This is a genomic window from Haloplanus sp. GCM10025708 (assembly GCF_042663985.1).
In the GTDB taxonomy this organism is placed as follows: domain Archaea; phylum Halobacteriota; class Halobacteria; order Halobacteriales; family Haloferacaceae; genus Salinirarus; species Salinirarus marinus.
Genome location: NZ_JBHSZA010000011.1, coordinates 1,392,362 through 1,418,137, shown reverse-complemented (window position 1 = coordinate 1,418,137; position 25,776 = coordinate 1,392,362). Strand labels below are relative to the sequence as shown.

The 25,776-nt window shown below is 68.1% G+C and carries 20 protein-coding genes and 4 pseudogenes; 8 read left to right on the top strand and 16 right to left on the bottom strand.

Going from position 1 to position 25,776, the window contains the following annotated elements:
* Nucleotides 1-259: 259 nt before the first annotated feature.
* Complete coding sequence (locus ACFQJD_RS10900; RefSeq protein WP_379798175.1) at nucleotides 260-1,048, top strand: DUF72 domain-containing protein; 789 nt, start codon at nucleotides 260-262, stop codon at nucleotides 1,046-1,048.
* 15 nt (nucleotides 1,049-1,063) lie between these two features.
* On the opposite strand, the gene ACFQJD_RS10895 is transcribed toward ACFQJD_RS10900, so the two are convergent.
* The 5 genes and pseudogenes from ACFQJD_RS10895 to ACFQJD_RS10875 all read right to left on the bottom strand — a co-directional run bounded on the left by ACFQJD_RS10895 (nucleotide 1,064) and on the right by ACFQJD_RS10875 (nucleotide 5,417).
* Complete coding sequence (locus ACFQJD_RS10895) at nucleotides 1,064-1,972, bottom strand: ABC transporter ATP-binding protein (protein WP_379798173.1); 909 nt, start codon at nucleotides 1,970-1,972, stop codon at nucleotides 1,064-1,066.
* Nucleotides 1,973-3,084, bottom strand: a pseudogene (locus ACFQJD_RS10890) (FecCD family ABC transporter permease). It abuts the gene before it with no gap.
* Nucleotides 3,085-3,088: 4 nt separating this feature from the next.
* Nucleotides 3,089-3,220 carry a hypothetical protein gene (locus ACFQJD_RS10885; protein WP_379798171.1) on the bottom strand — a complete coding sequence of 44 codons (132 nt, stop codon included), beginning with the start codon at nucleotides 3,218-3,220 and terminating at the stop codon, nucleotides 3,089-3,091.
* A 2-nt stretch (nucleotides 3,221-3,222) separates the two neighbouring features.
* Entirely contained in the window at nucleotides 3,223-4,398 is a 1,176-nt protein-coding gene (locus ACFQJD_RS10880) for an ABC transporter substrate-binding protein (RefSeq protein WP_379798169.1), read from the bottom strand.
* Between the two features lie 105 nt (nucleotides 4,399-4,503).
* A pseudogene (locus ACFQJD_RS10875) lies at nucleotides 4,504-5,417 on the bottom strand (A/G-specific adenine glycosylase).
* 94 nt (nucleotides 5,418-5,511) lie between these two features.
* Here ACFQJD_RS10875 and ACFQJD_RS10870 point away from each other — a divergent pair.
* The 4 genes from ACFQJD_RS10870 to ACFQJD_RS10855 all read left to right on the top strand — a co-directional run bounded on the left by ACFQJD_RS10870 (nucleotide 5,512) and on the right by ACFQJD_RS10855 (nucleotide 7,925).
* Nucleotides 5,512-5,835 (top strand): hypothetical protein, encoded by a 324-nt coding sequence (locus tag ACFQJD_RS10870; RefSeq protein WP_379798168.1) that lies wholly within the window; start codon nucleotides 5,512-5,514, stop codon nucleotides 5,833-5,835.
* A gap of 73 nt (nucleotides 5,836-5,908) precedes the next feature.
* Nucleotides 5,909-6,157, top strand: coding sequence for a BolA/IbaG family iron-sulfur metabolism protein (locus tag ACFQJD_RS10865; RefSeq protein ID WP_379798167.1), 249 nt, complete (start codon nucleotides 5,909-5,911; stop codon nucleotides 6,155-6,157).
* A gap of 64 nt (nucleotides 6,158-6,221) precedes the next feature.
* Entirely contained in the window at nucleotides 6,222-7,628 is a 1,407-nt protein-coding gene (locus ACFQJD_RS10860) for a class II fumarate hydratase (RefSeq protein WP_379798165.1), read from the top strand.
* A gap of 132 nt (nucleotides 7,629-7,760) precedes the next feature.
* Nucleotides 7,761-7,925, top strand: a complete 165-nt coding sequence (locus ACFQJD_RS10855; protein ID WP_379798163.1) for an HVO_2901 family zinc finger protein — start codon at nucleotides 7,761-7,763, stop codon at nucleotides 7,923-7,925.
* A gap of 5 nt (nucleotides 7,926-7,930) precedes the next feature.
* Here the strand turns inward: ACFQJD_RS10855 and ACFQJD_RS10850 are convergent, their stop codons facing one another.
* Both ACFQJD_RS10850 and gatE read right to left on the bottom strand, forming a co-directional pair.
* Nucleotides 7,931-9,580, bottom strand: coding sequence for a hypothetical protein (locus ACFQJD_RS10850; protein WP_379798161.1), 1,650 nt, complete (start codon nucleotides 9,578-9,580; stop codon nucleotides 7,931-7,933).
* Between the two features lie 60 nt (nucleotides 9,581-9,640).
* Nucleotides 9,641-11,508, bottom strand: a pseudogene (gene gatE / locus ACFQJD_RS10845) (Glu-tRNA(Gln) amidotransferase subunit GatE).
* A gap of 91 nt (nucleotides 11,509-11,599) precedes the next feature.
* On the opposite strand from gatE, the gene ACFQJD_RS10840 reads away from it, so the two are divergent.
* On the top strand, nucleotides 11,600-12,034 hold the full coding sequence (locus tag ACFQJD_RS10840; RefSeq protein WP_379798160.1) for a MaoC family dehydratase: 435 nt from the start codon (nucleotides 11,600-11,602) through the stop codon (nucleotides 12,032-12,034).
* A 26-nt stretch (nucleotides 12,035-12,060) separates the two neighbouring features.
* Here the strand turns inward: ACFQJD_RS10840 and ACFQJD_RS10835 are convergent, their stop codons facing one another.
* Nucleotides 12,061-12,831 (bottom strand): RNA methyltransferase, encoded by a 771-nt coding sequence (locus tag ACFQJD_RS10835; RefSeq protein ID WP_379798159.1) that lies wholly within the window; start codon nucleotides 12,829-12,831, stop codon nucleotides 12,061-12,063.
* Nucleotides 12,828-13,414, bottom strand: a pseudogene (locus ACFQJD_RS10830) (hypothetical protein). Before ACFQJD_RS10830 ends, ACFQJD_RS10835 begins: the two are co-directional and overlap by 4 nt.
* Before the next feature lie 91 nt (nucleotides 13,415-13,505).
* Here ACFQJD_RS10830 and folP point away from each other — a divergent pair.
* Both folP and ACFQJD_RS10820 read left to right on the top strand, forming a co-directional pair.
* Nucleotides 13,506-14,645: a dihydropteroate synthase gene (gene folP / locus ACFQJD_RS10825; RefSeq protein WP_379798156.1), complete on the top strand. Its 1,140-nt coding sequence runs from the start codon at nucleotides 13,506-13,508 to the stop codon at nucleotides 14,643-14,645.
* Nucleotides 14,646-14,762: 117 nt separating this feature from the next.
* Nucleotides 14,763-15,443, top strand: coding sequence for a 6-hydroxymethylpterin diphosphokinase MptE-like protein (locus ACFQJD_RS10820; RefSeq protein ID WP_379798154.1), 681 nt, complete (start codon nucleotides 14,763-14,765; stop codon nucleotides 15,441-15,443).
* Nucleotides 15,444-15,606: 163 nt separating this feature from the next.
* Here the strand turns inward: ACFQJD_RS10820 and ACFQJD_RS10815 are convergent, their stop codons facing one another.
* The 7 genes from ACFQJD_RS10815 to ACFQJD_RS10785 all read right to left on the bottom strand — a co-directional run bounded on the left by ACFQJD_RS10815 (nucleotide 15,607) and on the right by ACFQJD_RS10785 (nucleotide 24,648).
* Nucleotides 15,607-16,113, bottom strand: coding sequence for a hypothetical protein (locus tag ACFQJD_RS10815; RefSeq protein WP_379798152.1), 507 nt, complete (start codon nucleotides 16,111-16,113; stop codon nucleotides 15,607-15,609).
* Nucleotides 16,110-16,268, bottom strand: a complete 159-nt coding sequence (locus ACFQJD_RS10810; protein WP_379798150.1) for a hypothetical protein — start codon at nucleotides 16,266-16,268, stop codon at nucleotides 16,110-16,112. The genes ACFQJD_RS10815 and ACFQJD_RS10810 overlap by 4 nt, the downstream gene beginning before the upstream one ends.
* Nucleotides 16,265-17,545: a signal peptidase I gene (locus ACFQJD_RS10805; RefSeq protein ID WP_379798148.1), complete on the bottom strand. Its 1,281-nt coding sequence runs from the start codon at nucleotides 17,543-17,545 to the stop codon at nucleotides 16,265-16,267. Before ACFQJD_RS10805 ends, ACFQJD_RS10810 begins: the two co-directional genes overlap by 4 nt.
* Complete coding sequence (locus ACFQJD_RS10800) at nucleotides 17,517-19,553, bottom strand: hypothetical protein (protein WP_379798146.1); 2,037 nt, start codon at nucleotides 19,551-19,553, stop codon at nucleotides 17,517-17,519. Before ACFQJD_RS10800 ends, ACFQJD_RS10805 begins: the two co-directional genes overlap by 29 nt.
* 217 nt (nucleotides 19,554-19,770) lie before the next feature.
* The gene (locus tag ACFQJD_RS10795; protein ID WP_379798144.1) at nucleotides 19,771-21,183 is read right to left on the bottom strand and encodes a hypothetical protein; all 1,413 of its coding nucleotides are present in this window, start codon (nucleotides 21,181-21,183) and stop codon (nucleotides 19,771-19,773) included.
* A gap of 98 nt (nucleotides 21,184-21,281) precedes the next feature.
* Nucleotides 21,282-22,781, bottom strand: coding sequence for a SipW-dependent-type signal peptide-containing protein (locus tag ACFQJD_RS10790; RefSeq protein WP_379798141.1), 1,500 nt, complete (start codon nucleotides 22,779-22,781; stop codon nucleotides 21,282-21,284).
* Nucleotides 22,782-22,914: 133 nt separating this feature from the next.
* Nucleotides 22,915-24,648 (bottom strand): vWA domain-containing protein, encoded by a 1,734-nt coding sequence (locus ACFQJD_RS10785; protein ID WP_379798139.1) that lies wholly within the window; start codon nucleotides 24,646-24,648, stop codon nucleotides 22,915-22,917.
* Nucleotides 24,649-25,776 lie beyond the last annotated feature (1,128 nt).

Sequence of the window (25,776 nt, the reverse complement as noted above, 5' to 3'; positions counted from 1 at the left end):
CTCGAGTGCTCACGACGCGCCGTCCGGACACGCCGTCGGGCGCTGGTCGGGAAACGACCTGGCGGTCGACCCCGGGATCGAGTGCGAACTCGCCCCCGACAGAGACCGCCAGGTGCTTCTAACGCGCAGCGAGACGCGACGGGAACGCCCGTTCGGTTCGACGGGTCGCGACGCGTCTTTGGACGGGTCGTCGGGACACCGTGTAGTTATCCCCGGTAATCTTTGTCAGACACCGCGTCTCGCCGAGCGAGGCGATTCCATGCACACCATCCGAATCGGGACGTGTGGCTACCGGGATTACGACCCGGAGGAGGGCTGGAAGGACGACTACGAGAGCAAACTCCAGGCCTACTCGGACGCGTTCGCGGTCGGCGAACTCAACCGCACGTTCTACGAACTGCCGCAGGTGTCGACTACGGAGCGCTGGCGACGCGAGGCGGTCGACGATTTCGAGTTCACGCTGAAAGCCTGGCAAGCGATCACACACCCCTGGAGAAGCCCGACGTGGAACAGCCACCGCGACGCGGTGTCCGAGGACCGCACCGACGAACTCGGCTATCTCCGGTCGACGGAGTTCGTCGAAGAGGCGTGGAAACGGACGCGAAAACGCGCAGACGCCTTGGATGCCGGCGTCGTCGTGATACAGACGCCTCCCAGTTTCGACTACTCCGAGGACCACGAGGCGAACGTGCGAGACTTCTTTGCCGAGGCCGATCGCGGCGGCTTCGACGTCGGATGGGGGCCCCGCGGGGACTGGCCGGACCACCCCGACCGCGTCGGCGCGATCTGTGACGACTTCGATCTGATCCACGTCGTCGACCTCATGCGCGACGACCCCCTCACCGACCGTTCTGCCGTCTACACGCGGCTTCACGGGCTCAACGACGACCCCTACGACTACGATTACGACTACTCGGCCGACGAACTCGACGAACTCGCGGTGAAACTCCGGGAGTACGCCGCCAGCCACGAGCGAGTCTACTGTCTGTTCAACAACTACGAGATGTATCCGAACGCCCGGTCGCTCCGGACGCGACTGGGGCGGTAGCCGGGACGCGCCGTCTCACTCCTCTATCGCCCGATGCGGGGCGATATGCGGCCCGGTCGCGCTCTCGCCGTCGACGCTGGCGTCAACGCTGGCGTCGACGCGGAAGACGTCGGCCAGCAGTTCCTCGGTCACGACGTCTGCCGGTGGCCCCCAGTCGTACAGGCCGCCGTCTTTCATCGCGACGAGGTTGTCCGCGAACCGCGCCGCCTGCCCGATGTCGTGGAGGACGATGCCGACGGTGACGCCCTCCTCGTGGTTGAGCGTCCGGACGACCTCCATGACTCGCAGTTGGTGGTGGAGGTCGAGGAACGTCGTCGGCTCGTCGAGCAACAGGAGGTCGGTGTCCTGTGCGAGCACCATCGCGATCCACGCGAGTTGTTTCTGCCCGCCGCTGAGGTTGCTCATCTCCTTGTCACGCAGGTGTTCGACGCCGGCAAGCCCTATCGCTCGGTCGACCGCCGCGTGGTCGTCGTCGCTGAGCGAGTCGAAGAAGCCACGGTGTGGATACCGCCCGTGATACGCGAGGTCCTCGACGGTCAGGCTGCCGGGCGATTCGTTCTCTTGCGAGAGCAATCCCAGTTCCTGGGCCAGCGTCTTCGAATCGAGCGTCTGGACGGACTCGCCGTCGAGAAGAATCCGACCGTCCGCGGGCGAGAGCTGGTTCGCCATCGCTTTCAGGAGCGTGCTCTTTCCGCTCCCGTTCGGCCCGACGAGCGCCGTCACCTCACCTTCGGGGAGGACGACGGTCTCACACTCTACCACCGGTTCGTCCGTCGTGGGATAGCCGACAGCGAGCCCTTCGCCGACGAGCTTGTGCGTCGTGGTCCGTTCGTTCCCTCCGTCTCGTTTCCCGTTCGTCCGCGGATCCCCGGATCGATCGGAGTCGGAAGCGAACGAGCCCGTTCCGAATCTCTCGTTCGACATTCAGATCTCCCCCATTCGGTCCTGTTTGCGCATCAGGTACAGGAAGTACGGGCCGCCGACGAGACCGGTGACGACGCCGACCGGAATCTGGACGGGGTTCAACGCGAGGCGCGCCCCCACGTCGGCGGCGACCATCAACGCCGGCCCGGCGAAGATACAGCCGACGACGAGGTTCTTGTAGTCGCTCCCGACGACGTTGCGGACCATGTGCGGGACGATGAGCCCGACGAAGCCGACGATGCCCGCGACGGCGATGCTCGCCGCCGCCGCGAGGACGGCGACTCCGGAGAGCGCGAAGCGGACCTTCTCGACCGACATCCCGAGCGACTTCGCCGTCCGCTCCCCGAGGAGGAGGACGTTCAGTTGTCGCGAGCCCAGGAGGGCGAGCGACATCGCGACGACGGTCCACGGGAGCGCCATCCGGACCTGCTCCCAGTCCGCCCCGGTCAGCGACCCCGTCGTCCACGCGATGGCCGGCTGGACCACGCCGATGTCGTCGGCGAAGAAAAACAGCGCCGTCTGGACGGAGCCGAAGACGGTGCCGACGATGACGCCCGCCAGTACGAGGCGAACGGGTGACGTGCCGTTCTTCCACGCGATGACGTAGACGACGAGGAAGGCGACGGCTCCGCCCACGGCGGCAACGAGCGGCAGGAACGCGGTCAGCCCGGAGAACACCACGAGCGTGACGAGAATCATCAGCCCCGCGCCCGAGGAGACGCCGAGGATGAACGGACTCGCGAGTTCGTTCCGGGTGACCGCCTGGAAGATCGCTCCGGAGACGGCGAGATTCATCCCGACGAGGATACCGACGAACACGCGCGGGAGCCGGATGTTCCAGACGATGAGGCTCCGCTCGTTCATCTCGGGGAGTTCCCCCCGAACAGGAACGCGTTCCACGCGCGGCTATCGAAGACCACCTCGGGGTTGAAGACGGCCTGCCACGCTTCGACCAGGGTCATCGAGAACGCGCCGAAACTCACCTGCACCAACCCGCCGGCGACGACGACGAGGAGACTCCCGAGACAGAGCGCGAACAGCGACCCGTCGAACCGACTGAGCCACCGTTCTCTACGCGTCGTCCCGGGGCTGCTGGCGGTTTCGCTCGCCATTCAGTCACTCACCCCGACCCCCGCCGATCGGCGTCGAGGAACGCTCGAATCGCGCCGGCGTCCGTCGCATCGAGGAGCGCCCGTCACCGACGACGTCGTGATCGAACGGGGAGTCCGTCGCCGTGGTGGTCCGCATGCTCAGTCGCCCTCCTCGACGATAGCCGCGACGCGCTGTCGGTCGAACAGCGCTCCCTCGAAGCCGTACAGTTGTCGCGCCGTGCGCTCGGTGAGAACGAGGTTCGTAATCGGCCCCTGATACAGCCCACCGGCGCGGTAGACGTCGCCGTTTTCCACTGCCGTGAGTTCGTTCGCCGTCCCGTGGCCGGCGAGGAAGTCGACGACCGAGGTCCGGAACTCGGATTCGGATTTGGACTCGTATCCGCGGAGCATGAGCACCTCGGGGTCGACGTCGAGCAGGGTTTCGAGGTCGATGGCCGCTCGACTCCCGTGGAAGTCTTTGACGTCCGTGTCCGCGAGCGCGTCACGCACTCCGAGGTCGCGGAAGTGTTTGAAGCCGGTGCCGCCGCCGACGATGTACGGGTAGAACTTCTCGGGCTGGTCGCCGACGCCCCAGAGGACGCCGACCGACGGGCGTTGGTCCTGCCCGGGGACGACGGATGCCAGATTCTGCTGGAAGTCGTCGTGGACGCTTTCGAAGGCCTCGTAGCGGTCGGTCCGTTGGAACACCTGCGCGAGCCTCTCGAACCCCTCGTAGAGCGAGTAGTATCGGTAGTCCGAGTGCCACGGATAGTGCTGGGCGTAGATGCAGTTCCCGAAGAACGGCGCGACGTTCTCCCGGAGTTCGTCGACGTCCGACCGTTCCCAGCCTTTGAATCGATTCAGGAGGAAGTTGGGGTCCAGCACGTGGACGTCCCCGTCGAGCTCGTAGAACAGCTCCTTGCTCACGCTGTCCCGATAGAGAGAGACCATGTCGCTCTTGTCGACCGACACGCCCGGGATCGCGTCGTAATACTGGGTGTGATACCGTCCCGTGAGCCAGACGGCCTTCGGCGGTTCGAGGCCGAGCGCGACGCCCATATCCGCCCAGCTCCCGTTGTTCGCGACCCACGTCTCCGGAACGGATTCGAACGTCACCTCGCCGACGGGCTCCATCGAAACAGCGTACGAGCCGTCCGCCGAGGACGCCGCCCGGGTTTTCGTGTCTGCTCGCGTCGGCGTCGTGGACTCCGGCGTCGAGGCCGCTCCCGTATCCTCTGCACAGCCGGCGAGGAGGCCGCCGCTGACGAGCGCACCGCCGTATTTCAGATACGCCCGCCGCGTCGGTGTCCCACGGCCGTCCGTCTCGTTCGACATGTGGTTTAGGCCTGCCTAAATGGATATATCACTTTCGAACTTTGGGCAAGCCTAAAAATAAATCCGCTGTCAGGAGGGCGGATGTCGCTCCCGGACGGACAGCTGTTATCGGAGTCGAGCGACCGTCTCGCCGTCCCGTACGTTCACGTCGACGAGGCCGTCGTCGGCGAGGTCGGAGAGCAACTCGCGGAGCCACTCCCGTCCGTACTCGCCGTCGGGCGCGTAGTCGACCCGGATCCGCGGCCCGAGTTCGTCCAACGCGAGTTCGTCGTGCTCGCCGAGCGTTCGAACGATTCGCCCCCGGAACTGCCGCCGGCTCCCGTCGAAACTCGGCTGTGTCGGCACGTCGGGAGCAGTGAAATCGCCCGTCTCGTAGGCGTGACACCAGCGCCGCCACGGGCAGCCTTCCTCGTCGCATCGCGGTTTCTTCCCGCAGGCGACGCCGCCGAGTTCCATGATGGCGTTGTTCCATACCCGCGACTCCCCCTCGGGCATCAGTTCTCCCGCCGCCCGCTCGAACGCGTCGTCCGAGTCCTCGACGCCGAACGCGCGGTGCAACACGCGTTTGACGTTCGTGTCGACGACGGCGTCGCCGGCGTCGAACGCGAAACTCGCGACGGCGTTGGCGGTGTACGGGCCGACGCCCATCAACTCGGAGAGGCCCGCGGGCGTGCGAGGAAGTCGCCGTCGTAGTCGTCCCGGATCTGTCGGGCGGCCTCGTGGAGATACTTCGCACGGTTGTTGTAGCCGAGGCGGTGGTCGGTCCAGAACCGTACGACGTCAGCCCGATCGGCGGCGGCGAGCGCGTCGGCGGTCGGCCAGCGATCGAGAAACGCCTCCCAAGCGTCGACGACCCGGTCGAGCTGGGTCTGCTGGCTCATCACCTCCGAGACGAGGATCTCGTAGGGGTCGTCGGTCCGTCGCCACGGGAAGTCGCGGTGGTCGCGTTCGTACCACTCGACGAGTGCCTCGCGGACCGCCTCGACGTCCTCGGGGAGCGACGGCGCGCCGTCGGTCATCACCTGGGGTTGGGCGGACCGCCGCTTATCGACTGCGGTTCGGGACGGGCGCGGAGTCGAAAGGGGTATTCCGCGTCCGCCCTTTGCCGGGTGCATGACCCTCGACGAACTGAACGCCGACGTGAAAGAGGCGTACAGCGGACTCGACGACGAGATCGGCGTCGAACTCGACCGAGAGACGAAAAACGAACTGGCGATGCTCGCGGCCGTCTTCGACGCGACGGACGTGGACGAACTGATCCGGCGGGGCGTCCACGCGCTCTTCCGGTCGACCGTCGACACCGGCGACCTGGATTTCCACCTCCGGCAGGGGTACGACGTGACCTACGACGAGTATCTTGCGGGGATGACTTACGACGAGATGACCGGCGAGGACCAGTATCCACAGCGGGACGACGAACGCCGCTATCAGATGTAGGGCGGCGACGCGTTCCGGACGGCTCGTCCCGGGGACCGCCCGCTTTTTATTCGTCGGCCCCGCCACGTCGGGTATGGATACGGACCGCATCGAGCGCATCATCGAGGAGAGCATCGAAGACGCGACGGCGAGCGTGCAGACGACGCGCCACCCGGAAGACGAGGACCACTTCGCCGCGGTCGTCGTCTCGCCCGCGTTCGAGGACGTCCCCCTCGTCCAGCAACACCAGATGGTGTACGACGCCCTCGGCGACCACATGACGACGGACATCCACGCCCTCGAAATCCAGACGTACACGCCCGAGGAGTACGACGCGGCGTAGCCGGACCGACCGAACGTGGACGGTTTCGGTAGGTTTTACCACCGCACCTCACGTCCTCGGGCGTATGAGCGAGGATTACCGAATCGAGCGCGACAGTCTCGGAGAGATGCAGGTGCCGGCGGAGGCCTACTGGGGCGCACAGACCCAGCGCGCGATCGAGAACTTCCCCATCTCGGGCATCACGTTCGGCTGGCGATTCGTCCGCGCGCTCGGCGTCGTCAAGAAGGCGGCCGCGCAGGCCAACCGCGACCTCGACCTGATCGACGCGGACGTCGCAGACGCCGTCGTCGCCGCCGCGGACGAGGTCATCGCCGGCGACCTCGACGACCAGTTCCCCGTCGACGTCTTCCAGACGGGGTCGGGCACCTCCTCGAACATGAACGCCAACGAGGTCATCGCCAACCGGGCCGCCGAGATCATGGGCGAGGAGATCGGCGACCGGGTCGTCCACCCCAACGACCACGTCAACTTCGGGCAGTCCTCGAACGACGTCGTCCCGACGGCGATGCACGTCGCCTCTCTCGAAGCGGTCGAGAAGGACCTCCTGCCCGCCCTCGAAACCCTCCGCGACGCCCTCGACGAGAAGGCCGAGGCGTTCGACGGCGTCGTCAAGACGGGCCGGACGCACCTGCAGGACGCGACTCCCGTTCGTCTCGGGCAGGAGTTCGGCGGCTACCGCACGCAGGTCGAGAAAGGCGTCACGCGCGTCGAGAACGTCCGCGCCCACCTTGGCGAACTCGCCCTCGGCGGGACGGCGACGGGGACGGGTCTCAACACCCACCCCGACTTCCCGGAACTCGCCGCGGAGTACATCTCCGAGGAGACGGGCGTCGACTTCCGCGAGGCCGACGACCACTTCGAGGCGCAGGCCGCCCACGACGCGATGGGCGAGGCCCACGGGGCCCTGCGGACCGTCGCGGGGTCGCTCAATAAAATCGCCAACGACCTGCGACTCCTCGCCTCCGGCCCGCGCAACGGCCTCGGCGAAATCGAGCAACCCGAGAACCAGCCCGGGTCGTCGATTATGCCCGGCAAAATCAACCCCGTCGTCGCCGAGGCGGTCAATCAGGTCCACAAACAGGTCGTCGGCAACGACGCCGCCGTCGCCGCCGGCGCGGCGGAGGGCCAGATCGACCTCAACCTCTACAAGCCCGTCCTCGCGCACAACTTCCTCCAGTCGGCCGAACTGCTCGCGAACGCCTCCGAGACGTTCGCCGAGAAGTTCGTCGCCAAACTCGAGGCCAACGAGGAATACTGCGCCGAACAGGTCGAGCGCTCGATGGCGCTCGCCACCGCGCTCAACCCCGCCATCGGCTACGACAAGGCGTCCGAAGTCGCCAAGGCGGCGCTCAAGGAGGACAAGACGGTCCGGGAAGTCGCCGTCGAGAAGGGGTATCTCACCGAATCGGAGGCCGACGAGGTGCTCGACCCCGAGAAGATGACCCACCGGGGCATCCTCGGCGACGACTGACGCTCGAACGGCCGAGTTGGTCGACCGATCGAAAGTCGGAGACGCCGCCGCGAACGCCCCAATTCGCCGCCGTCGCGTCGCGTACTGCGCGGAAGCGACACGTTGAAGCCGGTAGCAGGTGACCCTCGGAGTATGCGGGGAACCCAACTCTCCAAGGAGCGCGGTCGGGACTTGCTCGCCTGTCGAAACTGTGGTGCGGAGTTCCCCGAGGGACGTGCCACGAAAGACGGCTGGTACTACCAGTGTCCGGAGTGTGAGGAGGGCGAGGGGCTCGGCGACGGCCTCCGGCGAGTCTGACGCCGTCACGTTCTGGACGCGGCGACCAGTAGCGCCGCGAGCGCCGCTGCGATGCCGAATCCGGGAGCCATCGCCTCCGTTTTCGTCGGCGTCACCGGCTCGGTCGCGGTCGGCGTCGACGATTCCGTCGCTGTCGGCGTCGCGGTCGGCGTCGGCGTCGCCGTGATGCGGTCGGGATTCGTCGGGTAGCGGTCCGCCGCGTCGTCGACGCCGTCGCCGTCGGTGTCGCGTTGCGTCGGGTCCGTACCGATCTCGAGTTCGCGCCCGTCGTCGACGCCGTCGCCGTCGGTGTCGTTCAGGAACGGATTCGTTCCGACGTCCCGCTCGCGGCCGCTCGTCAGACCGTCGTCGTCGGGGTCGAGTTCCTCGCCGACGACGTAGCGCGACGGCTCGTTCGGGAGCGGCGGCAACGCGCCCGTCGTGACGTATCTGTCGAGCCACGGCCCCAGCGACTCTTCGCCGGTCACTTCGACGACGGCCGACCGGAACGACGCGTAGCCGTCGAACTCCTCCGGATGGCGTACGTAGACGTCCCGGAGGGTGCGCGCGCCGTTCGTTCGCTGGCGAATCTCCGCGTCCAGCGCCGCGAGTACGTGCGCGCCTTTCTCGTAGTTGCCGAGGTTGTTCGACCACGTCGACCGGTTTTCGAGGACGACGCGGGTTCCGTTCGGGCCGAACGACTCCGCCGAGATCTGCCGCCGGAACTGGTCGTAGGAGCCGACGCCGTAGTTGAGCGCGAAGACGTGACCGTAGTACTCGGCGCTCGCCTCGTTCAGCCACTTGGCCCCGTCGGCACCGACCGTGCCGAGTCGTGTGTGGACGTACTCGTGGGGGAAGACGGCGCTCACGTCGTCGATGCGGACGCCGGGTTCGGTCACCCAGAAGGAGGCTTCGATCGTCGCGCCCGCGACGTGTTCGACGCCCCGCGACTGCAACGGCAGGACGAACACCGTCGTCTCGTCGCGCTCGGCGTCGAAGCCGAACCGTCGATGGGCGACTTCGAGAAAGCCCGTCGCGTCCGAGAGATTGACGTCCGCATCCGCACCGAGGACGAACGTCGTCCGTTCGCCGTCGACCGACACCGACCGCGTCCGGTACGGGCCGACGTAGGCCATGTGGTCTCTGACGTAGCCCTCGCCGTCGACGGCGAACTCCTGTGAGTACTCCGGCGGCGCGCCGCGGTAACTCCACCTGACGTTCGTGTTCGGTTCGACGACGAAGGCCCACTCGTCCCCTTCGACGCCGTGGACGCCCCGCGCCATCCCCTCGCCGACGCCGAGGCGCAGCGTGATCGAGGGGGTGGCCGTCCGCTCGTCCCACTCGAACCGGGCCGTCCCCGAACGGCGGAAGCCGCTGCCGGAGACGACGGTCGCTTCGCCGTCCGCGACGGCGGGGACGTCCACGGCGAGATTCGTGACCTGCGACGGAACGGTGTAGGTCGCAGTGACGGTAACCGTCCCCGAGTCCGGGTTCCGGACGACGATCATCTCCTGGTGGAGCGTTCCGCTCTCGACCTGTGCCGTGCTTCCGCCGACGTCTCCCGGCGACCGACCGGCGTCTCTCGCTCCCGACGCGTCGGCGGTGACGGGAGCGGCGACTCCCCCGACGAGCAGGAGGCAGACGAGAAACGCCCGGCCGGCGACAGCGCTTCGCATGGCCTCCGATTCGACCCCTGTCGACTTAGGCCTGCATCCCACGCACCTTCCGGCGGGGCGTCAGGTCCGCTTGCCGATCTCCTCGCGCAGGACCTCGCTGACGACTTCGCCGTCGGCTTTCCCGCGGAGCGCGCCCATCGCCTCGCCCATCAGCGCCGAGAAGGCACCCATGCCCTGCTCTTTCACCTGCTGTTCGTTGCGTTCGACGACGTCGACGACGGCCTCGCGGACCTCCTCCTCGCCGACGCCCGCGAGGCCGGCCTCCTCGATCGCCTCTTCGGCGGTCAGACCGGGCGACTCGGCGAGCGTCGTCAACACGTCGCCCACGCCCTCCTTGGCGAGGTCGCCGTCCTCGACGAGGTGAAGCACCGAGAGCAGGTGGTCGTCGGTGAGGTTCTCGACGGGCACGTCGTCGCGCCGGAGTTCCGTGAGCGTGCTCTCCAGGGTTCCGGCGGCGAAGGTGGCGTCGATGCCCTCCTCGACCGCCTGCTCGAACAGCGGCATCCGTCGACCGTACGCCACCTGCTCGGCGAGGCCGGCGTCGAGGCCGTACTCCGCCTGGTAACGCTCGACCTTCTCGGTGAGGAGTTCGGGCGTCTCGACGTCCGAGGGGTTGGGTTCGACCGGTGGCACGTCCGTCTCGGGGTACATCCGCGCCGCGCCGGGGAGCGGTCGGAGATAGCGGGTCGTGCCGTCCTCGTTCGCGCCGCGCGTCTCCTCGGGGACGCCCTCGAGAGCGCCCGCCGCCCGATCCGCGACGGCGTCGATGGCGAGTTCGGCCGTCTCCGCGCCGGCGGCGACGATGGCGACGGCGTCGCCCTCGCCCGCGTCGACGGCGTCGTAGAGGGCCTCGACCTCCGCTTCGGTGATGCCGTACGCCGGGAGTTCGTCGGTGTGGAAGATGCCGCCCGCGCCGTGGCGTTTGGCGTGGTCCGAGAGCTCCGTTCCGAGGCGGCGGTCGGGCTGAATCTCCCTACCCACGACGCCGTCGAAGCCGTAGAGCGGGACGGCAGTCACCTTGCCACCTGCGTCCAACGCGCCGCGGACGACGCCGCTGTCGGTGTCGGCGAAGACGCTCGTCACGTCCCGTACCGCGCCGACGTCGGCGTCGCGCTCCCGGAGCGTCTCGGCCACGTCGAGCAGTTCGACCTGCCGGCCGACTTCGAGTCGGACGATCTCCGAGATCTGGTCGAGCGCCTGCACGCCCTTGATCTCGACGCGCGCCCCTCCGCGATGGAGACGTTCACGTCCTGTCGGATGGTGCCGAGGCCGCGTTTCACCGTCCCCGTCGACCGGAGCAACATCCCGATGCGTTCGGCCGCCTCGCGGGCCTGTTCGGGCGAGCGGATGTCCGGTTTCGTCCCGATTTCGACCAGCGGGATGCCGAGTCGGTCGAGGCTGTACCGGACGCCTGACTCGGTCCCGGCGACCTGACCGGCGCTCTCCTCTTCGAGGAGGAGGTCCTCGACGCCGACGGGGCCCTCGCTCGTCTCGATCTGGCCGTCCTGTCCGACGAGTGCCGTCCGCTGGAAGCCGGAGGTGTTCGACCCGTCGACGACGATCTTTCGCATGACGTGTGCCTGGTCGACCACCGTCATGTCGAGGAGTTCGGCGATCTGCAGGGCGACGTCGAGGGCCTCGTCGTCGATGCGGTGGGGCGGCTCGTCGTCCGCTTCGACCAGACAGGTCGAATCGAACGCGAGATACTCGAACTCGCGGTCGACCATGCTCTCCTCGACGGCCGCCTCGTCGAGTTCGCCGAGTTCGCTCTTGGTCGGGTGGAGATAGCGGGTGAACGTCCGCACCGTCTCCTCGGGTTCCCGGCGCTCCGTCGGACACTCGCAGAACAGCTTCGTCGCGGTGTCGAGTTGCTGGTGGATCTCCAGCCCCGCGACGAGTCCGAGTGCCTCGTAGTCGTACTCGCTCATTGCCGATACGTGGACGCGGGGGAGTAAAAGGATTCAGTCTGGCCTCGCCCCGGGAGCAACTTTCATGTCGATAGCCGGCAACCGCCAATCGATGACGGTCTTTCTCGACGACGTCGACACCTGGGACGGCGAGAGCTACGGCGAGTACGAGATGACTCGTGAGGAGATCGTGGAGTTCGCCGAACAGTACGACCCACAGTGGTTCCACACGGACCCCGAACGGGCGAAAGACTCCATCTACGACGGCCTCATCGCCAGCGGGTGGCACACCGCGTCGGCGTCGATGCGCCTGTTCGTCGACGGCTTCCTCTCCGAGACGGCGACTCTCGGCGCGAAAGGCGTCGACAGACTGCGGTGGCCGCACCCGGTCTATCCGGGCGACGTACTCACCATCCACTCCGAGATTCTCGACGTCGACCCGATAGACGACGAGCGGGGATTCGTTCGCTGGAAGGTCGACGCGACGACGCAGGACGGCGACACCGTCTTCTCGATGGAGGCGTTGCCGCTCTTGGAGCGCGAGTAGGAGGAGACGCTCCGCGGAGCGTCGAGTCAGGACAGCCGGTCGGGCTCGTCCGATTCGGCCACCAGTTCGTTGCGGTGGCGGAGCTGTCGGTTCGCCCGCCGGAAGAGCCCCATGAGCGTGTGGATCTCCCGATTCGTCGGGTGGGAGCGACCGACGAGCCGGCGCAGCAGGCGACCCGTCTTGGCGCGCTTGTGGTCGCCGTAGCCCGTCGCGTCGAGGAACTCCTCGAAGAAGTCGTAGAAGCGTTCGACGTCGGCCTCGTCGGCGCGTTCGCGTTCGACGTCCGGCAACTGCGTCTCGTCGACGGTCAGCTCCCGGAGTTCGTAGAGGAGGACGGTGGCGGCCTGCCCCAGATTCAACACGGGGTACTCCGCGCTCGCGGGGATGGAACACACCTCGTCGATCCGCGAGAGCTCGTCGTTGTTCAGGCCGGTTCCCTCGCGGCCGAACACCAGTGCGGTCCGCGTCTCGACCGTCTTCAGGCTCTCTCTCAGTTCGACGGGCGTCTTGAAGGGATAGCGGACGTGTCGCCGGCTGTCTTCGCCCGTGATGGCGGTACAGCCGACGGTGTGGTAGTTCTCGACGACTTCGTCGAACCTCACCTCCTCGGCGTTCGGGAGGACGTCCTCGCGGGCGTGACCGGCGAAGCCGTACGCCTCGCTGTCGCGGCCGAAGTCGGGCGGGTTCACGAGTTTCAGATCGGTCAGCCCGAAATTCTTCATCGCCCGGGCGATGGTGCCGACGTTCCCCGGCGTCTCGGGTTCGACGACCACGACGACCGGTTTCTCGCGGGTCATCGCGTCGGATAGTCGGTGTCGAGGTCGACGGCGTCGAGGTCGAGGTCCTCGCCGTCTTCCCGCGCGCCTTCGTCGCCGTCGCCGTACTCGTGGAGGTCGATGCGCCGCCCTTCGAACTCGGCTTCGGCTTCGATCCGTTCCTGGACCTCCTTCGGGTCCGGCGGGTCGGGGAGGGCGTCGGGGTCGGTCTCGACGTGGTCGAGACCCGCGTACCCTCCGGCGCGCGGCCGCCGTCCGCGAACCACTCGTGGAAGGCGTCGCGAAACTCCGCCTCGCCGCGGTACTGCTTCCCGCCCGCCTCGCGATACCAGTAGAGGAAGTCCGCCTCGTGGTCGTCACAGAGGACGACCTCCTCCAGCGGTTCGCCGTAGACGATGGTCGCCTGATTGCACCGTCGCTTCTCTCCTTCCCCGTAGACGAGATAGCAGGCGTCGCAGGGCTCTTCGACGAGGTCGATGAGGCGGAGGAGGCGCTGGCGCGCGTCGTCCGGCACCTCGTCGAGCGGTCGGAACTCGCCGTCTCCGGTGAACACCTCGCGCTCGTCGAACCGCCAGCCTCGCAGTCCGATGCTGACTTTGGCCATCGACCGAATCTACCGCGCCAGCGGATAAAAAGAGCCTGACTCGCGACCGCACATCGGACTTCCTTTGGTCGTCGCGCACGACCGATCCGACATGCGAAACGTGGACGCCGCGGGCCTCGGCATCGGCGACGACTACCCGCCTCGAATCATGGGCGTGTTGAACGTGAGCCGGGAGTCGCCGTACGAACCGAGCGTCTTCGACGACCCCGGCGAGGCCGCCGAGTACGTCGACACCGAGCTGATCGACGAGGGGGCCGACATCGTCGACGTGGGGCTGGAATCCGCGAACAAGCGCTTCGAGGTGCTGTCGGCCGCGGAGGAACTGGAGCGCCTCGACGTCGCCCTCGAAACCCTCGAGAGCGTCTCCGGCGACGCCGTCTTCTCCATCGAGACGCGGTATCACGAGGTGGCCGAGGCGGCCCTCTCGGCCGGGTTCGACGTGGTCAACGACATCTGTGGGTTCACTGACCCCGAGATGCCCCGCGTCTGCGAGGCGTACGACGCCGCCGTCGTCAAGATGGCGAGCCCGCCGGACCTCACCCGCCCGGGTGCCGTCGAGGACGTCGACGACATCTACGAGGCGCTGCAACGCGAGGGGCTGACCGAGAAGACCATCGTCGACCCCGCGTTCGGCGGGTGGAGCGAGGAGAAGACCCTCGCCGACGACCGGGAGACGTTCCATCGGCTCCGCGAGTTCAGAGGGTTGGGACAGCCGATTCTCGTCTCCATCAACCGGAAGAACTTCCTGCGAGACATCGCCGGCCGGTCGACGGAGGCGGCGCTACCGGTCAGCCTCGCGGCCACGTCGATGGCCGTCGAGCGCGGCGCGCACGTCGTCCGCACTCACGACGTCGCCGAGACGCGGGACGCCGCCCTCGTCGGCGAGGCGTTCGCCCGCGACCGCGTCCGCCACGGGGACGGCATCGAGGTGGAGGAACTCGACGTGACGACGACCCGCGAGGCCGCCAGACACGTCGAACGCGTCGGCGGCGACGCGGACGCCGCGGCGTCGAGCGTCGTCCGCGTCTTCGAACTTCGGGGGCTCTCCGACGCCGAACGGGCCGCCCTCGACGGCGCGGCCGCCTCGGCCGGCGTCACCCTCGTCGCGGGAACGGACGGCACGCTGGTGATGGGGACGCCGTCCGCGCTCCGATCGTTCGCGGCGGGCGCGAGCGGGGTCTCCTCGGCGCTCGACGCCGCCCTCGCCGCCGTCGACGAACCTCCGAGGTAAGAGAAAACTTATGCCGGACCCTCCTGAAACCACGTTCTGGAAGCCGGGACGGCACACAGGTAGGGGTACTTGGTGCCACTCCGGCTCATACAGTATTCTGCCCCGGGAGCGACGGCCGTGAACTTCGCGGAGTGGGAACCCGTCTACGAGCGGATATTGTCGGATTTCGGCTACGACCGCGCGGCGGACGAACGCGCCCGGGACGTCCTCGCCGGCTACGCCCGGCCGTTCGACCGGTCGCGCCTCGACGACGTGGCCGACGCGACCGTCGCCGTCGCCGGTGCCGGGCCGTCCCTGGTCGGTGAGGTCGACCGCGCCGCCTCGGCGGATTTCGTCTTCGCCGCCTCGACGGCTGCGGACGTCCTCCGCGATGCGGGCGTCGCCGTCGACGTGATGGTGACCGACCTCGACAAGAACCCCGAGACCGCCGCCGAACTGAGCCGTCGGGGCGTCCCGGTGGCCGTCCACGCCCACGGCGACAACGTCGCTGCGATCGACCGGTGGCTCCCCGAATTCGACGTCGACGACGTCCTCGCGACGACGCAGGCGCGACCGGTCGACGCCGTCGTGAACCCCGGTGGCTTCACCGACGGCGACCGGGCGGCCTTCCTCGCCGACGAACTCGCCGCCGGCGGGCTGCGATTCGTCGGGTGGGATTTCGACGACCCGTCGATCGACGCCGCGAAACGGAAGAAACTGGCGTGGGCCGAACGACTCCTGGCGTGGCTCGAATCCCGGCGCGACGACCGATTCGACGTCCTCGACGGTCGACGGGCGGCCATCGAACCGATACGCTGACGCGGACCCCGACGCGAGACCGCTACCACGCGGCCGCGAGATGCCAGGCGACGACCGCGGTCGCGAACAGATACGCGAGCAGGACGAGCGCGTTCCGCCGCGGAGCACGCGGGCGAATCCCGGGCAGACGGTGAATCGGAGCGAAGACGCGGCGTCCCCCGGATCACTCCGCGGAACCACTCGCGTCTCCGCCGGCGTCGCCATCGCCGGAGTCCCCAGCCGAACCGCCCGCGTCACCGTCGCTGACACTCCCGCCGACGGATTGCGTTCCAGCGTCGCCGTCCGTGGAGTCGCTGGCGTCGTCCGTGGAGTCGCTGGTGTCGTCGTCACCGTCGCCGCCGGGCGCACCGTCACCGTCGCCGTCGGCTGCCTCGGTGTCTCCGTCGTCCGTGGCGTCGTCAGAGTCGCCCGTCGCATCACCGGAGTCGTCACTCACGGCCGGATCTCCCGCTTCGACCTCGTCGTCGGAGCGATCGGCGTCGCCGGAGGCCTCGTCGTCGGAGCGATCGGCGTCCGGTGTCTCGGGCTCGCTGGCCCCGCGGGAGTCCGCCGTGGCGTCCGGTGCGTCGGTGGCGCTCGTGGCGGGATCCGACCGGGTATCGTTGCCGCCGGCCGAATCGAGGGCTGCGTCGGTCGCGTTGCCACCGGGCGGGACGCCTGACACGCTCACGGGTACGGGGGTTCGGGCGTCGGCAGGTCGTCGCTGATCTCGACGGTGACGGGGACGGATGCGGTGTCGGTGAACGTCGCCACGGTGACGCCGCCGGCGAACGTCGCCACGAACAGGCAACCCACCACGGCGGCGGCGGAGAGTGGGGAGGTCATCGTGCTCGCTCCCCTCCGTCGGAGTCGGCCGCCGCGTCGTCGTCGTCTCCGGAACTGTCCGCCTCGCTCCCGTCGAAAACCGCGCCGTGGCTGTAGACCACGTCGCCATCGACGACGAGGTACGTGCCGTCGGCGGCGTCCTCGACGATCGGCCGGTGGGCCTCGGACGCCAGGTCGGCGAGGTCGGCGAGCGAATCGACGCGCACGCGGGGGAGCGATCGGTACTCGTCGTCGACGGACACTTTCGGGATGTGGCGCGTCGTCGCCACCGGTGTCGGAGACGGTCGAACCGCGGGGTCCGCGGCGTCGTCCGCCGCGGTCGTTCCGCCGTCGGTCTGAGGCGTGGCGGCGGGAGCCATCCCGAACTGCCGGACGCCGACGGCGAGCAGGAAGGCCGTCGCGGAGCCGACGGCGACGGTCACCGAGAGCGGTGTCGCCCCGTTCAGGGCGACGTAGCCGCTGTAGAGGGCGAACGCCGCCAGTCCGACGCTGGTGAGCGTGAGGTCGTCTCGGGTGAGCATGAGGTAGGTATCGTCGGTCGTGGTGTCGATCGTAGCGTCGGGCGTAGCGTCGGTCACCGCGACGTCGTCGGGTTCCACGTCCGTCGCCGAGTCGTCGCGCCCGGGAGCTCGCATCCCGAGGACGAACTCTCCGATCTCGGTGATCAGGAGGACGCCGAGGGGAACGACCACCAGCGCGAGGAAGCCGTACTGTGAGTTGACGAAACTGACGACGTGGCCGATATACGGGATCGTCAGTGTCACGACGCCGACGACGGCGGCGGCGGGGACCGGCGAGGCGTCGGGGTCCTCGTTGGCGTCGCCCCGCGTCTGGAACAGCAGGCCGTCGTCGCTCTCTATCACCTCGGCGACGCGGTGGGTCACCGGGATCTCGCCGCGGCCCCGCTGGTGGGTGATTACGTCGTCGACGCGGATTCTCCTCGGGTCGACGGCGGTGACGACGACGACGTCGCCGGGATCGATGGCCGGTGCCATGCTGGCCGTCAGGACGACGTAGCTCTCGTCGGCACCGACGGTTTGCGGGACCGAGTAGACGACGAACGGGACGACGAGCGCGACCAGGAGAACGACCCCGAGGACGTTCAGCCAGGTTCGCGCGGTGTAGTTCAGGGGATTCATTGGATGGGATTCGTGTATCGCGTCGGTGCGCGCGCCGACGGCCGTGTGGCCGTGCGCGGGGTCCGTACTCGTCTGCGCGTCGGGGCGCTCCCCGCCGGAGTGCCGGCGGTCACCGCTTCGGCCCTCCGCCCGGGTCACTCGGGCCACCGGGAGCGCTCGGGCCACCAGACTCGTCCGAGTCGTCGTCGCCGGCGTCCGGTCTACCGGATCCCGGCTTCCGCCCGGTCGAGTCGTCGTCCCAGCCGCCGCCGTTCCAGTCGAATTTGACGCCGGCCGAACCGTCCGGACAGGGCGCGCTCGGCGTCACCGACCCCGGCGTGCCGCCGTCGGCGCTCACCGTGCCCGACGTGGCACCGCCGACGTCGTAGCGCTGCCCGCCGTCCCCGGCTTTGACGATGACGGTGTCGACGGGGACCGTCGACGTCCAGTCGACCACGTACGGGTCGCCGTCCTTCCACGAGGCGACGGTGAGGGTGACGTCGCCCCCGTCGACGCCGCCGTCGGCACAGAACGCGAGGAAACTGATCGCCGGTTCGTCTTTCGACTCCACCGGCGGTTCGCACGGCGGCACCGTACACGCCGACGTGAACGGGTTCGACGCGACGACGTGTCGCGTCTGCTCGGCCACCGCGTCGAATCCGAGGCGCAGGTTCGCTCCGCGGACGTCCTCGATCGCCGCCTGATCAGGTCGGACGGCAGCGACAGCGTCAGGACGAGACAGATCTCGTCGTCGTCGCCCGCGAGGTGTTCTCGATCGTTCCCGGCCACGAGGACGCCCTCGGACAGCGATCGGCCGTCGAAGGCGACGCCCGTAAGGACGTCGTAGAGCGAGCCGCTGACGGTCACGTCTCCGGCGAAGTCGCTCGCGCCGGTGATCGTCGCTTCCGCGTCGAGGACGCACAGGACGGACGCGTCGCTTTCGGCGACGCAGAGTCGGATCCACGTCCACGCGGGATTCGAACCGTCCGCGAGACTGACACAGAGCTCGCCGACTTCGACGTCTCCGAGGCCGACGTCGTCGAAGTCGAGAATCGTGCTTTCGACGCCGTCGGTCTCGCCGTGCGCGTCGAGCACGACCGTCCCAGCCGTTACGTTCGCCGGCACGCGCTCCGTATCGAGCAGGTACGAGGCGGTGCCGACGCCGGTGAGCGATCCGACCGCACCCATCGCCGTCAGTCCGGCGAGAAGCGCCCGCCGGGAGACCTTCGGTTCCTCGCTCATTGGTCGCCTCCGGTCGGGGTGGTCGCGTCGTCGAACGGATTGTTCGTGTCGTCGCAGGTGGTGACGCCGAACTCGATCGTGAACGCGACCGAGTCGGTCTGGATGACGTTGCCCACGTCGGGCGCGACCCGCCACTCCAGCCCGAGACAGCGCTCGCGACCCACGGGAAGACAGCCGTCGTCGAGAAGGCCGAAGTCGAGGCCGCCCCCTCGCCCAGCGCGGCGTCGGCGCTCAGATCGGTGAGCGTGCCGTCCGCTCGCGGGCTGGCGCTCGTCTCGGGGAGGGCGACGAGCGACTCCACGGCGGCGTCGTAGACGCCGTTACAGCCGACGACCATGCCGGTGTCGAGGACGCCCGTGTCGTACCAGAGGCGGACGTCCACGTACTCCTGAAGCTCGCCGCCGCCGGTGACGAGGCTGCCGTCGCTCCCGAAGACGTCGTCCGTCGTGTCGGCGTCGACGATCTCCGGTTCGGTTAGGCGGTTCTCGCGGAACTCGGCAGCGGCCAGTCGGAGCCAGACGCGGGCGTCGGCGTTCTCCGCGAGGAGGCCGAGGACGAGCGTCCCGCTGTCGCCGGGGTGGACGTTCGGCAGGTCGACGACCGGCGGCGCGTCCACCTGATTCGGACCGGTCCGGTCGACGAATCTCTCGGCTGTCGCCGATTCGTTGAACGAGTCGGAGGTGTTTTCGAGCTTCTCGCCGTCGGTGAAGCGGTTGCTGTCTTCCCGATACTCGCCATTGTAGGTTTCGTACCACGCTACACGGAGGTCCGGACCGTCCTCCGTCGTCTGGGCGTAGGTGTAGTTCGCGTACGGCGGCTGTCCCCGGAGGGCGCGCACGACTCCCGGTCCGGTGGCTACGAGACCGACTGTCCCGAGGCCGGCGAGGAGCGTCCGCCGCGAGAGCCGTGGTGAATCGTGTGTCATAGTGAATCCCCGGGGAAGCCCGTCGACGGAGTCGAACCGCCGACCCGGCCGGGACAGCGTCGATCGACTCGACACGTCCGCCGCGCGGGCGTCGGAGGTTCGACTCCGACAGACCGAGTTAGGAGACGACGCTTCCGACGATAGGTATAGTGCGCGTACCTGGATATTCCGGTCGGTAAGGCGTCCATACCGGTGATCGGCCGATATTTCGTGCACCTCACGCCGGCGCATTCGCCCCACCTGTGTCGGTCGGTTCGGTCGGCGCGCCAGCGCCGTCCTTGTGGCGGCACTGTTCGGCGTAGAAGCCGACGTCGAAGGCCACGCTGTCGGACTGGGCCGCGTTGCCGACGGAGCGGGGGAGCCACCAGCCGATGCCGACGTAGCCGCCGGAGTCGGCGGCGAAACAGCTCCGGTCGGTCGCAGTCCCGTCCGCGGGTTCGCCCGCGTAGCAGACGGCGATTCGGCGAATCGTCCCCGGGTCGCCGTCCGGCGGGTCCGGGGCCGAGAGGCCGCTCCCCGATGTCGCACCGTCGGCGGATTCGTAGACGTTCGCGGCCTCTTCGCCGGCGACGACGACCGCCCGCATCGGGAAGGCGGCGGTGACGTCGACGCTCGCGACGCCGTCGACGCCCGGTTGGACCGCCGTCACGGTCACGTCACCGACGGGCGTCTCGTAGGTGCCGGCCGACAGGTCGACCGCGGCCACGTCGAGCGCGCGGAGCAGGCCCCGGTCACCGCAGGTCGGGTAGCCGGGCGTCGGGCTCTCGGCTGCGAGGGTGAGCGTTCCGCCGCCGTCGCCGACGGCGACGACGCCGGTGAGGTCGGTCACTGCGCCGCCGCCGAACGGAATCCCGTGTCCCGTGTTCAGGAGCGCGGCGACCGACGAAAGCGCCCCCGAGACGATGAGGGGTTCGTCATCGCCGGGGACGCCGTCACCGTCGTCGTCCCAGACGGTGACGAGGAGTTCGTCCGCGAGTTCGCCGGCGGCGGTGCCGTCCTCGCCGTGCGCTCCCATCTCGGAGTCGACGATCCCGTTCTCGTCGTCCCCGAGGAGTTCGCCCTGCATCCAGACGTAGCCGGGATTGCCACAGAGGTGATAACTCAGGGTGAGCGACCCCGAATCGCCCGGTTTCACGTCCGGGAGATCGAGCAGGGGATCACCGGATTCGGTGCGGTGGCCGCCGACCGTGCCGCGGGTCCGCAGGTCGGACGAGAGCCCCGACGGCACGTCGGCGTACACGTCACAGGGCGCGTCGGGCGTGGCGTCGCGTCGGCCGTCGTCGTTCGCGTCGGGGGAGGCCTCGACGGCCGTCGCGTCCGCGAACCTCGCGAGGTCGGTGACGACGCGCCGATCTTCGCCGAAGGGCCAGACGAACTCGCCCGGACCGGGAGCATCGCCGTCGCCGAGGGGGCGGACGACGGCCGCCTCGTCGCCGCTGCCGTCGACGTAGCGTTCCTCCCAGTCGACCGTGAGGTCGAGCGCGCCGGCGACGAGGTCGACCCGGGCCGTCTCGCCGTCGCTGAGGAACGCGGCGGTGCCGAGGCCGGCACCAATCGCGGCTACGCCGGCCGTCCCGAGGCCGGCGAGGAGCGTCCGACGAGAGAGCGAAATAGGGGTATCGCGTGTCATATAGTTCCCGCGTGGGGAGGCCCACCGGCGGAGTCGAACCGCCGCCGAACCCGTTCCGGGGTTCACGAGGCCGCTGTGGGTCGGGGGTAGTCAGGTGGCTACGCGAGTCGCACGCAGACGAGCAGTCCGGCCGGGTTCCCGCCGGTCCCCGAGTGGTTCTCCACGACTGCTCTGAGCGTGTGTTGGCCCGGTTCGACGTTCGGAACCGGGGCGATCGTCGGGTTCGACGGGATGTCGGCGAACGCGCTCGCCCCGCTGGATCCGCCGATGGAGGTGCCGTCGAGGAAGAACTCGACGGAGTTGTCGGCCCCGTAGGCGTCGACGTACAGCGTGTTCAGTGCGGCCGGTTCCGTCGCCTCGAAGGTCAGTTCGTAGACGTACGTCCCGACCGGATCGGCGACGAGACCTCCGGTTCCGTACGGGTCGATCCAGTCGGCGCAGGCGACCGCGTCCCACGCGCTCGGCGCGCTGATGGTCTGGGCGACGCCGGTCGTGCCGTCGGGGCTCTGGACGACTTCCCAGTCGACTAGACCGGTGCTGTACGTGTGGTTCTCGTCGACGCCAGCGCCGTCGTTGTGGCGGCACTGTTCGGCGTAGAAACCCACGTCGAAGCGAACGGAGTCGGACTGAATCTCGTTCGCGTGGTCGACCGGGAGGTGCCAGCGGAAGCCGACGCAGTAGGTCGTGGAGTTGGCGAAACAGTCGCGCGCGCCGCTGACGCCGTCCGCGACGCCGAGGTCGGCGTCCGGGAGCCCGTCGCCGTCGGTGTCGTCGCCCGTAACCGCCGCGTACGGGGTCGACGAGTCGGCATCGAGCGGGATGCCGGTCCCCGACGAGAGCAGGGAGAGCGCGTCCGCGAGCGACCCGCGGAAGACGTAGTCGTCGGCGTCGCCGTCGTACTCGCCGTCGCAGTCCGCGTCGTACCAGACGTCGACTCGGATCGCGTCGGCGAGTTCGCCGCTGGTCGCGGTGCCGCTGTCGGGACCGAGCGGGTCGTCCTCCTGTGGATCCTTCGATTCGGGTTCGTTGACGCCGTTCTCGGCGTCGTCGAGCAGGACGCCCTGCATCCAGATGTAGCCGGGATTGTCGAAGAGATGGAGGCTGAAGCTCAGTCGTCCCTCGTCGCCGGGTTTGACGTCGTCTATCTCGACGAGCGCGCGTTCCAGCGGAGCGAAGTAGTCCGGGACGTCCTCGAACTGGCTCCGGAACACCGACTCCACTTGCGGGTCGTCGACGCCGAGCGACAGATTCGCTGCGATCTCCTCCCGAGTGAAGATCGGGTCGCGGACGGCGTCTGATCCCTGTTCGGGAAAGCCCATCTGGTCGCGCTGGAGTTGGTCCGGATTCGCGGGGTCGTTGACGTAGCTATCCGGGTAGGCGTTGACGTACACCGTCCCCTCGGGGCCCGTGTAGGTCTGCTGCCAGTCGAGTTTGAGGTCGAACTCGCCGACGGTCAGCTCGTTGTCCTCGTAGGTCTCGACGTCGCTGAAGTACGCGGAGGTGCCGAGGCCCGCGCCCATGGAGGCGAGGCCGATGGTGCCGAGCCCGGTGAGGAGCTTTCGCCGATTGAGATCGAACGTGCGTTTCGGTTGTGTCATGGTCGAATCGTGAGTCCCCGGTTCGGGGAGGACCCGCCGGCGGAGTCGAACCGCCGGGCGTGCTTCCGGGCGCGGGTCGGGGGCGTGAATCAGGCCGTCGCGTGCAACGGGTGCAGCGAAGTCGCTGAGACGGCTACTGTTGGGGCGTCGGGGTCGACGTCTGGGTCGGCGTCGGGGAGGGCTCGGCGGCTTGGCCGCTGCCGTCGTTGTGGCGGCACTGTTCGGTGTAGAAGCCGAGGTTGAACTCCACGGAGTCGGACTGAATCTCGTTGGCGTGGTCGACCGGGAGCCACCACGCGAAACCGACCATGTTCGTCGTCGAGTCGACGAAACAGTCACGACCTTCCATCGTGCCGTCGTTGACTTCGCCGTTGACGATTTCGTCGTAGGCGGTCGCGCGATTACCGTCCAGCGGGATGCCGTGGTTCTGTTCGAGAACGTCGAACATCTCCTGGAGGGTGCCGCGGAAGAACACTTGCTCGCCGACCAGGATCTGGGCGATCTGGCCGAGGATCTGGTTGAGTTCCGCGGGGCTGGCCGCGAAGCCGACGTGTGCGTCGTCGACGGGGTGGGCGAACGTTTCGAGGCTGGTCTCGGTTGCGCCGCCGGTCCCGACCGCGAAGATCTCGTCGGTGTAGTCGTCGGCGTCGGTGCCGGTGACGTCATCGGCCGCGATACCGGGATTCTGGCCGGCGTTGTTCTCGCCATCGGTAATGACAATCATGACGTGCTGGAGGCCGTCGGGATCGTTCTGGAAATCCTCGTCGGCCGTCAGGATGCCCTCTCCGATGGCAGTGTCGCTGCCGTTCGCCGGGAGCGTGTCGATGACACCGTGCACTTCGCTGACGTCCTTTGGAGCGTCGACGGTGTCGCTGTCAGTGTCGTCCGTGCTACCGACCGACAGCTGCACTTGCGCGCTCTCGTCGTATCCGTCGCCACTGAAGAACGTCACGCCCACGCGGTTGTCGGGGTTGGCGGTGAGGACGTCCTGGGCGAGCGTTTTCGCTGCAGTCTTGGCCTCGGTGTTGCGAGACCCCTCCATCGAGCCGGAGGCGTCGAGGACGATCTGAACCGCGACAGGTTCGCCTTCGTTCCCGCTCTGGTAGATGTTGTCGCCGTTCTCGTCGTACCAGAGCATCGTCTGGATGGAGCCGGCGAGTTCGCCCATCGACGTCCCGTCTTCCTGCGGATCCTTCGATTCGGGCTCGGTCAGGCCGTTTTCGGCGTTTGCGAGGAGTTCGCCCTGCATCCACACGTAGCCGGGATTGTCACAGAGGTGGAAACTGAGCGTGAGTTCGCCGAAGTCGCCGGGCTTGACGTCGTCGAGCGAGACGAGCGGTTTGTACCCCGTGGGCATCTCGCCATCGCCGAAGATGAGCGTGTCCTCGTTGGCCGTGCGGAGTGCGTCGTCGCCGCGCGGATCGAGGTCGGCGGGCGTGTCCGCGAAATCGACACACGCGTCGTATTCGAGGAGATCGTCCTGGACGCGGTCGTTGTTTTCGTCCGGGTACGACTCGAGCGTCGTGTTGTCCATGAAGACCGGGACGTCGTCAGCGTGGATGTAGACGAGCGGGGATTCGGGGTCGGGGAAGCCGACGTACTGGTCGGCGTTAGCCACACCGTCGAGCGAGCGGCGGATGGCGTTCTGGAGGCCTTCCTTCTCGCTCGCGGCGTCGTGGAAGTAGTGTTCTTCCCAATCGACCTTGAGGTCGAGCGAGCCCGCGGTGAGCACGTTGTCCTCGTACGTTTCGACGTCGCTGAAGTACGCGGAGGTACCGAGGCCTGCGCCCGCGGAGGCGATGCCGATGGTGCCGAGCCCGGCGAGTACCTTGCGCCGCGAAATTCGGAATTGGTTGTCGGATGTCATTGGTCTGTTTTCTCCCGCCGTCGGTCGAGGCCCGCAGTGGGTCGTCCGGCGTCGGACTGCCGCGGTCGGGAACAGCTACCACTCTACCGGGAGGGGTCTTAGGTAAGAACTGCCCCCGTGAGGCTACGCCCTCCATAGCGCCTCACAACGCCGAATTCAGCTATTTCAACGGGATCGTCGGGCATCGTAACCACACCGTACCGGTCTGCGAGCGACGGACAGACACTCCCTACCGTTTCGGTAGGCGGTGGCTATACAGTCCCGCACACGCGGACGGCGGTCCATACCTATGTCCTCGCCGCGTCTCCCATACGTCGACAACGCGCCACTCGGCCACGGGTCGGGACGGCGACGGAGTTCACCATGTTTCAGGTACGACGCCACACCCTACCCGAATGTCAGATCCACCAGATTCTCGCCAATCCGCGGCGGCGGGCCATCTTCCAGCATCTCGGCTCGTCCTCGTCGGGCGCGATAACGATCCGTGCGCTCTCGGAATCCATCGCCACCGCGGAGTCGGGCCAGTCCCCCGCGCCGCGGAAGGTCCGCGAGAGCGTCTACACCTCGCTCCACCAGACACACCTGCCCAAACTCGACGCGCTCGGCGTCGTCGAGTACGACCGCACCCGGAGCGAGGTCCGCGTCCTCGACCGCGCTCGCGACGTCGATCGCTACATGGACGTCGTCACCGGCGCGGGCGTGACGTGGGGCGAGTACTACCTCGGCCTCGGCGTGTTCAGCCTCGTCGTGATCGTCACGGCGCTCGCGGGCATCCCGGGCGTTGGCCTCGTCGACCCGTTGCTCTGGGCAGCGGCGCGCTCGCGACGTTCGCCCTCTCAGCGGGCTACCAGCTGTGGACCGACCGCTGGGGCGTCCTCCGAACGCTCCGGCGCTGACTCGCCCGTCCACGTTCGATCACGACCGGCTGATCCGATACTCGACAACGGCGTGACCGTCGCCACGCCCGACCCCCGCGACGGACACCAACACATGCACGTCTCAACCCTCGTCGACTCGATTCGACAGCCCGAATACACCGGCGCGAACCGGTGTCTCCCCTGTACCGTCACGAACCTCGCCATCGCGGCCGTCATCTCGGTGGTCGTCGGCGCGTTCGTCCCGCCGGCC

Bases quoted from the DNA above. Each gene is read 5' to 3' on its own strand.
- ACFQJD_RS10865 (WP_379798167.1), top strand. From the start codon at position 5,909: ATGGATACGGACCGCATCGAGCGCATCATCGAGGAGAGCATCGAAGAC.
- ACFQJD_RS10795 (WP_379798144.1), bottom strand. From the start codon at position 21,183: ATGACACGCGATACCCCTATTTCGCTCTCTCGTCGGACGCTCCTCGCC.
- ACFQJD_RS10835 (WP_379798159.1), bottom strand. From the start codon at position 12,831: ATGACCCGCGAGAAACCGGTCGTCGTGGTCGTCGAACCCGAGACGCCG.
- ACFQJD_RS10840 (WP_379798160.1), top strand. From the start codon at position 11,600: ATGACGGTCTTTCTCGACGACGTCGACACCTGGGACGGCGAGAGCTAC.
- folP (WP_379798156.1), top strand. From the start codon at position 13,506: ATGCGAAACGTGGACGCCGCGGGCCTCGGCATCGGCGACGACTACCCG.
- ACFQJD_RS10810 (WP_379798150.1), bottom strand. From the start codon at position 16,268: ATGACCTCCCCACTCTCCGCCGCCGCCGTGGTGGGTTGCCTGTTCGTG.
- ACFQJD_RS10885 (WP_379798171.1), bottom strand. From the start codon at position 3,220: ATGCGGACCACCACGGCGACGGACTCCCCGTTCGATCACGACGTCGTC.
- ACFQJD_RS10790 (WP_379798141.1), bottom strand. From the start codon at position 22,781: ATGACACAACCGAAACGCACGTTCGATCTCAATCGGCGAAAGCTCCTC.
- ACFQJD_RS10850 (WP_379798161.1), bottom strand. From the start codon at position 9,580: ATGCGAAGCGCTGTCGCCGGCCGGGCGTTTCTCGTCTGCCTCCTGCTC.
- ACFQJD_RS10900 (WP_379798175.1), top strand. From the start codon at position 260: ATGCACACCATCCGAATCGGGACGTGTGGCTACCGGGATTACGACCCG.
- ACFQJD_RS10785 (WP_379798139.1), bottom strand. From the start codon at position 24,648: ATGACATCCGACAACCAATTCCGAATTTCGCGGCGCAAGGTACTCGCC.
- ACFQJD_RS10855 (WP_379798163.1), top strand. From the start codon at position 7,761: ATGCGGGGAACCCAACTCTCCAAGGAGCGCGGTCGGGACTTGCTCGCC.
- ACFQJD_RS10895 (WP_379798173.1), bottom strand. From the start codon at position 1,972: ATGTCGAACGAGAGATTCGGAACGGGCTCGTTCGCTTCCGACTCCGAT.
- ACFQJD_RS10800 (WP_379798146.1), bottom strand. From the start codon at position 19,553: ATGACACACGATTCACCACGGCTCTCGCGGCGGACGCTCCTCGCCGGC.
- ACFQJD_RS10870 (WP_379798168.1), top strand. From the start codon at position 5,512: ATGACCCTCGACGAACTGAACGCCGACGTGAAAGAGGCGTACAGCGGA.
- ACFQJD_RS10880 (WP_379798169.1), bottom strand. From the start codon at position 4,398: ATGTCGAACGAGACGGACGGCCGTGGGACACCGACGCGGCGGGCGTAT.
- ACFQJD_RS10860 (WP_379798165.1), top strand. From the start codon at position 6,222: ATGAGCGAGGATTACCGAATCGAGCGCGACAGTCTCGGAGAGATGCAG.